Annotated in this window: 13 protein-coding genes and 1 tRNA gene; 9 read left to right on the top strand and 5 right to left on the bottom strand. The window is 32.6% G+C overall.

Going from position 1 to position 12760, the window contains the following annotated elements; translation table 11 throughout:
• Positions 1–497: 497 nt before the first annotated feature.
• Positions 498–1721: an MFS transporter gene (locus B154_RS29155; protein WP_018615958.1), complete on the bottom strand. Its 1224-nt coding sequence runs from the start codon at positions 1719–1721 to the stop codon at positions 498–500.
• 529 nt (positions 1722–2250) lie between these two features.
• Here B154_RS29155 and B154_RS0119245 point away from each other — a divergent pair.
• The 7 genes from B154_RS0119245 to B154_RS0119275 all read left to right on the top strand — a co-directional run bounded on the left by B154_RS0119245 (position 2251) and on the right by B154_RS0119275 (position 7908).
• On the top strand, positions 2251–2601 hold the full coding sequence (locus B154_RS0119245; RefSeq protein WP_018615959.1) for an ArsR/SmtB family transcription factor: 351 nt from the start codon (positions 2251–2253) through the stop codon (positions 2599–2601).
• Between the two features lies 1 nt (position 2602).
• Positions 2603–3547, top strand: a complete 945-nt coding sequence (locus B154_RS0119250) for a cation diffusion facilitator family transporter (protein ID WP_018615960.1) — start codon at positions 2603–2605, stop codon at positions 3545–3547.
• 386 nt (positions 3548–3933) lie between these two features.
• Positions 3934–4004 (top strand) — tRNA-Cys (locus tag B154_RS0119255).
• A 158-nt stretch (positions 4005–4162) separates the two neighbouring features.
• A complete protein-coding gene (locus tag B154_RS0119260; RefSeq protein ID WP_019467714.1) occupies positions 4163–4621 on the top strand; it encodes a CopY/TcrY family copper transport repressor in 459 nt (152 codons plus the stop codon).
• A 105-nt stretch (positions 4622–4726) separates the two neighbouring features.
• On the top strand, positions 4727–7183 hold the full coding sequence (locus B154_RS0119265; protein ID WP_018615962.1) for a heavy metal translocating P-type ATPase: 2457 nt from the start codon (positions 4727–4729) through the stop codon (positions 7181–7183).
• Positions 7184–7201: 18 nt separating this feature from the next.
• A complete protein-coding gene (locus B154_RS0119270) occupies positions 7202–7486 on the top strand; it encodes a glutaredoxin family protein (protein WP_018615963.1) in 285 nt (94 codons plus the stop codon).
• Between the two features lie 212 nt (positions 7487–7698).
• On the top strand, positions 7699–7908 hold the full coding sequence (locus tag B154_RS0119275) for a copper ion binding protein (RefSeq protein ID WP_018615964.1): 210 nt from the start codon (positions 7699–7701) through the stop codon (positions 7906–7908).
• Positions 7909–8647: 739 nt separating this feature from the next.
• On the opposite strand, the gene B154_RS0119280 is transcribed toward B154_RS0119275, so the two are convergent.
• The 4 genes from B154_RS0119280 to B154_RS0119295 form a co-directional block, all read right to left on the bottom strand.
• The gene (locus B154_RS0119280) at positions 8648–9469 is read right to left on the bottom strand and encodes an alpha/beta fold hydrolase (protein WP_018615965.1); all 822 of its coding nucleotides are present in this window, start codon (positions 9467–9469) and stop codon (positions 8648–8650) included.
• Between the two features lie 133 nt (positions 9470–9602).
• Positions 9603–10574 carry a caspase family protein gene (locus B154_RS0119285; RefSeq protein ID WP_018615966.1) on the bottom strand — a complete coding sequence of 324 codons (972 nt, stop codon included), beginning with the start codon at positions 10572–10574 and terminating at the stop codon, positions 9603–9605.
• A gap of 15 nt (positions 10575–10589) precedes the next feature.
• Positions 10590–10955, bottom strand: a complete 366-nt coding sequence (locus B154_RS0119290; RefSeq protein WP_018615967.1) for a TIR domain-containing protein — start codon at positions 10953–10955, stop codon at positions 10590–10592.
• 115 nt (positions 10956–11070) lie between these two features.
• On the bottom strand, positions 11071–11445 hold the full coding sequence (locus tag B154_RS0119295) for a plasmid mobilization protein (RefSeq protein ID WP_026260307.1): 375 nt from the start codon (positions 11443–11445) through the stop codon (positions 11071–11073).
• Between the two features lie 355 nt (positions 11446–11800).
• Here B154_RS0119295 and B154_RS0119300 point away from each other — a divergent pair, with 355 nt between their 5' ends.
• Both B154_RS0119300 and B154_RS0119310 read left to right on the top strand, forming a co-directional pair.
• Positions 11801–12184, top strand: a complete 384-nt coding sequence (locus B154_RS0119300) for a plasmid mobilization protein (RefSeq protein WP_018615969.1) — start codon at positions 11801–11803, stop codon at positions 12182–12184.
• A 171-nt stretch (positions 12185–12355) separates the two neighbouring features.
• Positions 12356–12760: relaxase/mobilization nuclease domain-containing protein (locus B154_RS0119310; RefSeq protein WP_425423118.1), on the top strand; the 405-nt coding region annotated here is incomplete at its 3' end.

The following is a 12760-nucleotide window of genomic DNA, read 5'->3' on the forward strand; positions in this document are numbered from 1 at the left end:
TAGTGGTTAGCTATATTTTTTTACTTTGCAACAGAACCTATAGTATCCTGTTTCGTTTTTACATTTGGTGTATTTCGTAATGAAAGTAAAAGTAATTAAGCTGATTTTTACACTGTGATTTTTACTGTAAAAAATTACTTTATGTATAAATATAAATATCTGCACTTTATGAAAACGCATGAAAACGTGTTAAACCGACAATGTATAAAGTGTGTATAAAAGTTCACAATCCATAAAAGCCCGAAACACTGATCTAACAGTGTTTCGGGCTTTTGGTTTAGTTAACATAATTAACTATTATAGGTTGTTAAACTGTACACTATATACAGTACACTAATATTTTTAATTTCTATTGTTTGTAAGACAAAATTTGATTTTGAAGCGTTTAAGCCACCTTTTTATATAAAGAAGTAACTTTTAATATAAAAAATACTATTTTTATAATTTTTTGGCCAAAATACTTTCACTTTGCATAACTAATTTTCCTTTCTTCCCGTTTATTTAATCGTTTCTAATTTTTTGGCAGGAGGAAGATCCCTTAAATCTTTTACTAACAGATAGTAAACAGCAATTAACATAAACCCTATACCAAATCCAATCATAGCTCTTTCTACACCTATAAATGGAGTGACAATACCGCCTATTAAAGACCCTATTGGCATCAATATACCTCCCAAACTAATTAAAACCGATAATACTCTTCCTAATAGATTTTCAGGAACTATTCTTTGTATTACTGAAAATAAAATTACATTTGTTATACCTATGGGTATTGCTGCCAAACTAAAAATCAACATACTGTAAAATGTATTTGGTATTGAAACAGAAATTACCCACATTGTCCCCCCAAAAAGCATAGAAAAACTTAATAAATAACCTAATTTGAATTTTTCAAAATATGAAGTTAATAAAGAACCTAATAACATGCCGCCAGAAAAAGCACTTAAGAACCCTCCATATGCGCTAGCCCCCCCTTTAAAATCTGCATACGCAGGTAATATAGACATAAAACCCCCTAGTAAAAAATTAGCCGCAGCGTTTTGAAGAAAAAACTTGCTTATAATTGAATTAAATCCAAACTTTAACCCTGATTTTAATTCTTCAAAATAATTTTTTTCAAAATTCTCTTTAACTTCTTTACTATGTATAAGTTTAGGTATTTTTAATAATCCAAATAACAATCCACTGATTATAAATGTTAAGATATCTAAAAATAATAAACTTATAGCTCCTATTAAACTAATGAATATTCCAGATACAGAATTAAATACTACGTCTAAACCTTGGTATGATATAGACATTAATGAATTTCCCTGAGTAAGAGAATCCTTCTTTATAATTTTAGGTAACACAGATTGCATTGCTGGGTAAGCAAATTGATTCATAATAGCAATGATTGGCATAATAATTAAAATGGATGTAACAGTTAAAAGATTGTAAAAATAAAGTATTACGATAGTAGAAATTAAAATTGCTTGCATAAATTGAGTGAATACTAAAATTAATTTAATGGAATAATTATCTACAATAGGTCCAAATAAAAATTGTAAGGCATTTGGTAAAAGTATTAAAAACCCAGCTAAACCTGTATAAAATTCAGATCCTCCTAATTCATATACAAGCCACATAGCCGATACATAATAAATACTATCTCCTATATTGCTAGCTATTCTTCCCAAAAGTAATTTCACAAAATTCAGATTTTTTAAGATTTCTAACATTTTATGCCCCTTTTATTTATTATATACGGCTTTCTTTTAATTAAATTTTATAAGGTATACTCTTATACGTCATTGAGTTCATTATATAAGTTTTGCAGAATATTTTAAATAGTGTATAGTATTTAAATCTTTTTTGTAATTATACATTATATATAATTACAGCGTGTCAAAATCATTCTTTTGCGCCTCCCACTATTAATATATTAAGAGAGTGGCTTTTGTATATTTAGATCCTAGACTAAATTTACAGAATAAATATAAATAACGAGTTTTTAAATAAGCTCATTTAACCTAACGAGGTAAGTTAGCAAATAAGAGAAATATTATATTGAACAAAAGGTAGCATAGTAATTACGTTTGTCGGATTATCTAAACTTATATTTTTATTTTGATTCTTAGAAAACTTGATGACTCATTTGAATGTTATAGTTTCTAATTGACATTCAATGTAGCGTAATATAAACTATATATCTAAATGTGAGTATATGTTCATATATTTAAATCGATATATTATATAGGAGTGAAATAAATGAATGAAGAACAGGAACCCGAAGAGTTGTTGAATGAAGGAGAACAATACTTAGATGAAGAGACGTTGTTTATTGTTTCGCAAACATTCAAAGCATTGAGTGATCCAACCAGAATTCGTATTTTGAACTTTTTGTGTTCAGGTGAACATGCTGTCAATGATATCGCGGAGAAATTAAACTTGAGCCAATCCAGTGTCTCCCACCAATTACGTTTCTTAAAAAATTTAAGACTAGTCAAATATAGAAGAGCAGGAACAACGTTGTATTATTCGGAAAATGACGATCATGTTATTAATTTATTGAAGCAGGCAATTGAGCATGCTGAACATATTAATCTAGGAGGCGTTTAAAATGGGACACGATCATAGTCATAATCACACGCATGGTGCAAATATAAAGGTTTTATTGATTAGTTTTATTATTATTACTTCATATATGATTGTTGAAGCCATAGGTGGATATCTTACTAATAGTCTTGCCTTGTTGGCAGATGCAGGTCATATGTTAAGTGATACTATATCACTTGGAATTGCGCTACTCGCCTTCACCATTGGAGCAAAAGTTGCTAACCATAGTAAAACATATGGTTATAAGCGGTTTGAAATACTGGCGGCTGTTCTTAATGGATTGACACTTATCATCGTCGCACTTTTTATTTTTTATGAAGCAATCGGACGTTTCCAAAACCCGCCTGAAGTTGCATCTACCGGAATGTTAGTCATTGGTACAATTGGTTTACTAGTCAATATTCTTGTTGCTTGGATTATGATGCGCGGCGGAGATGTAGAAGAGAACTTGAATATGCGTGGAGCATACTTGCATGTGATTAGCGATATGCTTGGTTCCATTGGTGCGATTGCAGCTGCATTACTCATCATGTTCTTTGGCTGGGGATGGGCAGATCCACTCGCAAGTGTCATTGTTGCCGTACTCGTGTTACGCAGTGGCTACTTTGTAACGAAATCCGGGCTACATGTCTTGATGGAAGGGACTCCAGAAAATGCTGATATGGACGATGTGGTTGAAACAATCAAAAATAAAAAAGGCATTGAAGGTATCCATGACTTACACGTTTGGTCGATAACAAGCGGATTAAACGCACTTTCTTGTCATGCGGTTGTAGATGAACGAATGTCTATTGCTGAAAGTGAACGATTGCTTCGTCAAATCGAACATGACCTTGAGCACCAAAATATTCACCATATGACGGTTCAATTAGAAACGTCTGATCATCTGCACGACAATTCGATCTTGTGTAAGGTGCAAGCTGAGTCATCTGGACATCACCATCACTAAAATGAATTGTAATTGAATCAACAATAAAAATAGATGTCATGTATTTGTGTTTTTTAGTTTTTGTTTCATGGAATTAATTATGGGTGGTTGTCTTGATATCAGGATAACCACTCTTATTTTATTTTTTCTTCGGCTATTGCGAAATATTTATACGGTGCTATAACTAAGTGGGAAGGCAATGGGCTGAAAGGCTTTAATCGATACAATCCATTTACCCCATTTACTTTTATTAATACCGATATTATAAAATCGATAATAAATGATGATTATAATAATAAAAATTACTTGACAAAAATCGACTACAGTTGTAATCTATGTATATGCCAGTAGATTACAACTGTAGTCGATAATGTGCGAGACCATAAATGCATTACTATAATTTATATGGTGGTATAGCCAAGTGGGAAGGCAAAGGTCTGCAAAACCTTGATCGCCGGTTCGAATCCGGTTACCACCTTCATTATGATTGATGTCAGTGAACAGAACCGATAATAAATTGTAAAGGATAGTTATAACAATAGTGAAAGAGAAAAAGAGACTTGACAAAATCGATTACAGTTGTAAACTAATGTTATATAATTCGATTACGCATGTAAATTAATGAGAGGTGAGATTATGAACACAGAAGTAGATTCTAAAATTACAGATTCCGAATGGGAAGTTATGCGTGTCGTATGGGCACAAGATAACGTTACGAGTAAAGAAATTAGAAAAGTTTTGGAGCAAAAGAAGAATTGGAAACCTGCGACTACCAAAACTTTTATTGGGAGACTTGTAAAAAAAGGAATGCTTCATACAGAAACAGAAGGAAATAAGTATGTTTATTCCACTAATATAACTGAAAATGAATTTATCAAAAGTACTCTAAATGAAACTTTCGATAATATTTGTAATAAAGACGTTGGTAAAACAATAGTGGATTTAATTTCAAAATCAACGCTGAGTTTTCAGGATATAGACAGACTGGAAAAAGTACTTGAAATGAAGAAGAAAGATGCGGTTGAAGAAGTCCCTTGCACATGTGTTCCTGGACAGTGTAATTGTAAGGATGATAACTGTTCATCAAAACACTAAAATATCGTAGAAAATCAAAATATGAAGAAAGAGTGAGAAACATGAATAAAACACCCTTTAAAATATGAAACTGAACCAGATAATTAAAAAAGGAGATGAAAATGAATGGCAACAAAAACATTTAATATAGAAGGTATGACTTGTGCATCTTGTGTACAGACAGTTGAAAAAGCGACCAAGAAATTGCCCGGTGTACAAGAATCTAATGTAAATTTAGCTACTGAAAAATTAAATATCAGTTTTGACGAGAATGCAGTATCCGCACAAGATATTCAAAATGCCGTAAATAAGGCTGGGTATAAGGCGTTAACAGACGTGGAGCAGAAATCATTCGCTATAACTGGTATGACTTGTGCATCATGTGTTCAAACTGTTGAAAAAGCAACAAGAAAAATGGATGGTGTCATTGAATCTAATGTAAATTTAGCTACAGAAAAACTGACAATCCAGTATGATCCGACAGTTGTTTCTGTGTCAGATATTACTCAAGCAGTTTCAAATGCAGGGTATGAAGCACATGAAGATTTGGAAACGCCAGATTCAGTCAATGAGGAAAAAGATAAAAAACAACAGAAAATTAAATCCATATGGACACGATTTTTGGGTTCAGCAATTTTCACTATTCCCCTGTTCTATATCGCGATGGGGCACATGGTAGGCTTACCATTGCCAGAAATAATTGATCCAATGGTGAACCCTGAATGGTTTTCACTAATACAACTTATATTAACGATACCAGTTATGATTTATGGCTTGAATTTCTTCACGGTAGGATACAAAACACTATTTAGAGGACATCCAAATATGGATTCTTTAGTTGCCTTAGGAACTAATGCTGCGTTCGTCTACAGTTTAGGGGCAACAATAGCGATTTGGTTAGGTCATACCAGTTATGCAGGAAATCTATATTATGAGTCTGCAGCGGTAATCCTTACGTTAATTACACTAGGTAAATATCTTGAAGCTCGTTCTATGGGCAAAACATCGGCAGCAATTGAAAAACTGATGGGGTTGGCTCCAAAAACAGCAATGGTTGTGAGAAATGGAGAAGAAGTAGAAATCTCAGTTGAGGAAGTAGTGGCAGGTGATACTATAATCGTTAAACCTGGTGAAAAAATACCGGTTGACGGTGTTGTATTAGAAGGAATAACATCTATTGACGAATCCATGTTAACGGGAGAAAGTATACCTGTAGAAAAGAATGCAGGCGATAATGTTATAGGTGCAAGTATCAATAAGAATGGTACTATCCGATATAAAGCAACCAAAGTAGGAAAGGATACAGCCTTATCACAAATTATTAAGTTGGTAGAAGATGCACAAGGCTCAAAAGCACCGATTGCTAAAATGGCTGATATTATTTCCGGATATTTTGTGCCGATCGTTATCGTGCTTGCTATTATTTCGGGTTCAGCCTGGTATTTCGGAGGAGAAACAGGACTCTTTGCTTTAACAATTGTTATTTCCATTTTAATTATTGCATGCCCATGTGCGCTTGGTCTAGCAACGCCGACTGCAATTATGGTTGGTACTGGTAAGGGTGCAGAAAACGGTGTATTAATTAAGAGCGGTGGAGCACTTGAAACAACGAACAAAGTTCAAACGATTGTTTTTGATAAAACAGGTACAATTACCGAAGGTAAACCTAAAGTTACAGATATTATCACTGTAAACGGAATCTTAGAAACAGAATTATTACAACTAACAGCATCTGCTGAAAAAGGTTCTGAGCATCCGTTAGGTGAAGCAATTGTTAAGGGAGCAGAAGAAAAAGCACTAGACTTTATGAAAACAGAAAACTTTAATGCTATCCCTGGACATGGAATTGAAGTAACTGTAGATGGCAAAGTAATACTAGCCGGAAACAGAAAATTAATGGATGTACGTAATATTTCTTTAGATACGCTGGCAATTACATCAGATGAGCTAGCCGGTCAAGGAAAGACCCCTATGTACATTGCCATTAATAACCAAATTGCGGGTATTATTGCAGTTGCTGATACAGTCAAGGAAAATAGTCTAAAAGCAATTGAAAAACTTCAAAAAATGGGAATCGAAGTAGCGATGATTACTGGAGACAATAAAGGTACAGCTGAGGCTATTGCCAAGCAAGTTGGAATTGATCGTGTGTTCAGTGAAGTATTACCAGAAGATAAAGCAAATGAAGTGAAAAAACTCCAAGCAGAAGGTAAGAAAGTGGCTATGGTTGGAGATGGTATTAATGATGCACCAGCCCTTGCACAAGCAGATATAGGAATAGCTATTGGTTCAGGTACGGATGTTGCCATGGAATCTGCAGACATTATATTAATGAGAAGTGATTTAATGGATGTTCCAACAGCCGTCGAATTAAGTAAGTCTACTATTCGAAATATCAAACAAAACTTATTCTGGGCATTTGGATATAACATATTGGGTATTCCGTTTGCCATGGGTATTTTCTATCTCCTTGGTGGACCATTGTTAAACCCAATGGTTGCTGGAGCTGCAATGGCCTTAAGCTCTGTTTCAGTATTATCAAATGCTTTGCGTTTAAAACGATTTAAACCGTCTGCTGTTTAATAGGAAGGAGAGATTAAAGTGGAAGATAAATTTGAACTTGAATTATATACTAGGCCCACATGTTCAGACTGCCAGGATGCGAAGAAGTATCTAAAATCTAATAGAATCCACTATGCTGATAAAGATGTAAGCAAAAATCTCAGCTTAGAGGAAGATTTAAAGGAGATATCTGGGAATCGAATCGTTCCAATGTTTGCTTTTTATAAAAAAGGGTTAGTCGGCAAAAGAAAGCTAGTCAAATATTTTATTGGTTTTGAGAATAATAAAAATGAAATAGTGAGTATATTAAAAAAAAATCAGTAAATCTTTTCAGTATAATTTTTAATTATCCTACCCCCAGAATGAAATTGAATTTACTTTAAGGAGGTGGTGTAAAAAGGGTTAGTAAAATGATACTACCCAGGTGCTATATCAAATAAGAGATAGCATTTTTAAAACAAAACTATATACCTTACGGGGGTAAGGTAAGTAATGTTCATCAGTTAAAATTAATAAAAAATAAAGGAGGAATTTATATGCAACAAGTAACATTAAATGTACAAGGAATGACATGTGGATCTTGCGCCAATAAAGTTGAAGGACGTGTAGGTAAACTCACTGGAGTTGAATCTGTAAAAATCCACCTTTCTGAAGGAGCAGTGGATGTGAAATTCAATGAGAGTATAGTTGAATTAGAAGAAATCAAAACTGCCATTAAAGATACAGGTTACGAAGTTACGGCGTAATCTACCGAAAAATATGTAGAAAAATCATCTCGAAAGTCGAAACATTATTCTTATGAGCTGAAACAAAATTTTTCTTATTGAAGAACTCGAATATTAATGGATAAATTCTCACAAAATTGGAAACAGGAATAGGATTGAGGAAAAAATCTGAAATAGAGTTGTTCATCCTTGGCTGAATCATTTTGACGCTCGGTATATCGATAATGATCAAGGGAAGGTGTCATTTTTGACGATAAATTGCATATATTTTAAGTGTTATTTTGCATAACCAACTTTAAAGCCTAGCTGTCTTTGTGAAAAGATTAGCTGGGTTTCTTAACTATAGTACAAATTATCGCCTAAATCAGTGCAAAATAACATCGAAAGTGACACCTTATTTTTTATCTGTTTGAGAGGAATTTGTCACAAATTTTGCTTGTTAAATTGCAGATAACTCAAATTTGTAACAAAAACATTCGTTTTTGACACAAAAACTCTTAATGAAAAACCAAGTGGTTTTGTGTATATATTTAAGTATCAAAACTTGTCTTATAATTAATGTATCATAAAAACCAAAAAATATGAGTTTATAGATTCTAACAGGTCCACTCATTTGTATCGAAAACACATCATACCTACAATGTATAAATGACTATAAATCAAAAAATCACGAAATACTGTTAAATCAGTACTTCGTGATTTTTTTACATAATAAAGTCTTATAGGCAGTTAAATTGTATATATTATACATTTCTATTGATTAATTATTAGAGCTATCAGAAAAGAATTCTGAAATTAACTTAAAAAACTGTTTTGGAGATTCCAGGTTAGCTAAATGTGTAGTATCAGGTATTATAACCTTTTTTACATAAGGGAGTTCTCTACTCATTAAATCAGAGATATCATGAAAATCTTGAACGTCATATTCACCATTAATAACTAATACAGGTATTCGGATACTTTTTATTTGTAAGATATTATCTTCCGGCTCTATTTCCTCGTAAGGATAATCTGGTTCAGGTTTAGTTAAAAATTGCATCTGCATATCAACAACTAATTTTTTCACTGTTGGATTGATATGTTCTGAGCTCCTATTTCTTAATATCCAAGTTTTATAGTTAAACTGTGCTGTTTCTTCTATTTTACCTTCTTGTAATAATTTTTCTTCTTCTTCTTCATATTTTTGTAGGAAAGACGAATCTTCCCATCCACCTATAGCTGGAGACAAAAGCGCTAAACTTAGACACTTTTCTGAGTTCTCTAAATAAAAATCAATAGCTATTTTTCCACCAAATGAAGCTGCTAAAATATGTGTACGTTTGATGTTTAGATGTATAAGTATTTCATTAATAATATTGCTATAAGAATAATTTCCTCCTGTAAAATCACTTAAGCCGAAACCAGGAAGGTCAACCCTAACTACTCGATATTTTTCTGATAATAAATGAAATTCTTTGTCCCACATACGTGAATCTGCAATTCCAGCATGAATTAATAATATATTTTCACCATTACCTTTTGATTCAAAATAAATATTAGCGCCCGTGGCGTTATAAGTACCTTTAACTTCATTTATTTGCATAGTATACTAACCTCCGAATTATAGTCATAATTAATGATTCCAAATGAATATATAGTATTCATCAACTTAACATAATTAACTATTATGGGAAGTTATTTTGTATATTATATACAATTTATATTTTAAATTGAGGCTAAATTCTTTTTTTTATGGCTAACTTCCTATAGTGTTCTCCTAATAATGTTAACTTGCATGATTTGCTTTCCATAGCTGCATTCCACATATGTTTCGCATCAACTGGCTCTAATAAGCCACATCTATTATATTGCTGGAGAATTGCAAAAATTTCCGTATTCTCCTTTTCAGGAGATGGCATTCCTTCATCTCTTCCTTTTTCTTCTGGCTCATATGTTGGGTTTAAGGGGTATTCATATCCATACCTTGGGAATAATTCACTTATTCTTCTTAAATTATTTGTAGCTATTTTTGGAGAAACTTGTCTTAAAGATACAAATTGCTTTATATTTGTTTTAAAGATAGGCCTTTGTTCCCATACTCCTAAAGACTGATCTATATGTGAATAAACACTACCCGGTGTAATTTCCCCTTTAAGGTTAGATGCACTACCATTTAAAGCATCAACAAATAAATTTGTAAAAACACCACCACTTTCGTCTTCCGTTGCATATTGATCTTTAGAAGAAGCAGTCAGAATAGTAACACCTTCTTTTAAAGTAGCCATCTCATCCCCAACTCTATCGCCTAATTGTCCTGAATGACAACTATCTAGTATAATAATCCTATTTTTAGATGGGGATTTATTAGCAAACGTTAATATGTCGGATAATGCCAGCCCCTCGTCTCCGTAGTTACTATCACTAGCTATGATGTAACCTCCAGCATTATCTATGTATCCGTGACCTGCAAAATAAAATAAAGCAATATCTAAGTCTTTTTTGAATAATTCTTCCACGTTATCTTTCAAACATCGTCTATTTATAGCAGATTTTATACTGGTAGCAGTTAGTAAGTTACACTCAAAATTCGGACTTCCATCTCCATCACTTCCTAAAACTTCCATTACGTTATTTGCATCATTTACACACCCAGATAAAGAATTAACTTCTTTATAATAATCTATACCAACAATTAATGCACCTTTCATAAACGCGCCCCCTTTTTATATATTATCTATGAATTTAGAAATATTTTCCCAACTCCAAGTTTTGGTATATACCCTATCAATATTTGTTCTATCATCAGCATAAGCCCAAATTCCCAATATTTTTTTATTATTATTTTTCGAACATAAGATTTCCCATTTTTGACCGTTAGATTTCAAAGAGTTTTTGCTTACTAAAACTACTACTCCATCCGATTTTTTTATTCTGGTTTCTACATGCTTTTTCCAATCGCTATCATAAGGTTCTTTCACAGACATATCGACATATTCAAATGACGAATTTGTATTTAAAGATTGCCCTTTTAAAAAATCTCTTTGCCGTTCATCTTCCATTGCAAATGCTATAAAAATTGTTTTTTTCATTTTCTCATACTCTCCTTAAATTTTAACAAGCTTATCATATAAGTAGCTTGTTAAGATAGCGAACTATTTATTTTTTTGATTTTTTAATACTAAAAAATCTTTGACTAAAATTTTATTATTCTTTTTTTATTTGATGAATGGCTTGAATCAGTTCTCGATCACTTTGAACGTTATGTAAATTAATATAAAAACGATCATCTTCAATATAACTCGCAAATCGCTTAAACATGTTGGCGTAATACGCATTAGCATTAGCATTAGCTTGAGCTTGTGATTTTAAATCTTCAACATCTTCATTCGTATCCATCGTCATTTGGCTCGAAGATATTTCAACAACCGTTGGTTTAATCCGATTCCCTAAGGCAACTAATCGCGTATAAGCTGTGGGATTTAAATTTCTAATTTCAGCTAATTGTTTAACTTTTTCATACTCGCTTTCCGTTAAATTAATATTAATCGTTTTGGCTTTCTTTTGTTCTTGACTTGGCATTTTGATTCCACCTTTAACTAAGTAAATACTCAATCAAATAATATAGTTTGATATGAGTGATTGCTTAGTTACTATTCTAACATAGGCGGAATGGTTTAGTGAGTAATTACTCATGATTCAACGCGCACATTTTTGCGCGTTGAACTAAACAAATACTCATAGGTATTTGCTATTTTTTCGTAGAAAAAAACATAAAGGGTTTGGGATATAATCCCAACAAGCAGTATATACAGTCACGAAGTGGCTAGAATATACGAAGCTTGCCAAACCACATTATGACTTGAAATTTTGTTGATTATCCTATAATCTGCAAATATAGAGAGTTATAAATTTCGTAGAAACGTGGTGGGATTGAATGAGTGAACATGATAATAATTTGGCTAGCGATTTGTCTGTTGGGGAAAACCGTAAACCCAACCGCAAAGAGCCAAAACAAATTAGTTTCAGAGTGAGCGAATCCGAATATGAAAAGTTAAGGTCATCTGCCGAAACTTTGAATATGAGTGTGCCGAATTTTGTTAAGAAAAAGGCACATGGGAGTCGATTGGTAGCGCCCAAATTTGATAAAGAGACGCGACAATCGATTGCCAAAGATTTAAGTAAGTTAGGAGCAAACGTAAATCAAATTGCTAAATATTGTAATCAACACCAACATGAAACACCAAATTATGAAGGTTTAGAACACAATATTAAAGCTGTTCGTGAAAGGCTGAATGACATATGGCAAAGTCTAAATTAAGGCGTATTCTTATTACTTTATATTTAATAATTAGTGCTGGATTAATTATCTTTCTCTATGTACAGAATAATGCTTTCTTTGAAAATAAATGGGTAATAATAGCATTTTTTATTTATGTGATTATTTTTCGAATTATTATTGATGTTATAGCACCAAAACAGAAACGAAGTGATGATGATGGCAACAACTAAATTAGGTAATACCAAATCAGCAAGTCGAGCAATCAATTACGCAGAGAAACGTGCAGAAGAAAAAAGTGGTTTGAATTGCGATATAGATTACGCTAAATCAGCTTTTAAAGCCACACGCTCTTTATATGGCAAAGAAGATGGGATTCAAGCACATACGGTTATTCAGTCATTCAAACCGAACGAAGTAACGCCCGAACAATGTAATCAAATTGGTTTAGAATTAGCCGAAAAAATAGCACCCAATCATCAAGTCGCCGTTTATACGCATACAGATAAAAATCATTACCACAACCATATTGTAATTAATTCAATTGACCTTGAGACAGGCAAAAAATATCAAAGTAATAAAAAACAACGTGAATTTGTTAAACAAGCCAATGACAAT

Origin of the sequence: Segetibacter koreensis DSM 18137 (assembly GCF_000374045.1) — a bacterium.
GTDB classification, from domain to species: Bacteria; Bacteroidota; Bacteroidia; order Chitinophagales; family Chitinophagaceae; genus Segetibacter; species Segetibacter koreensis.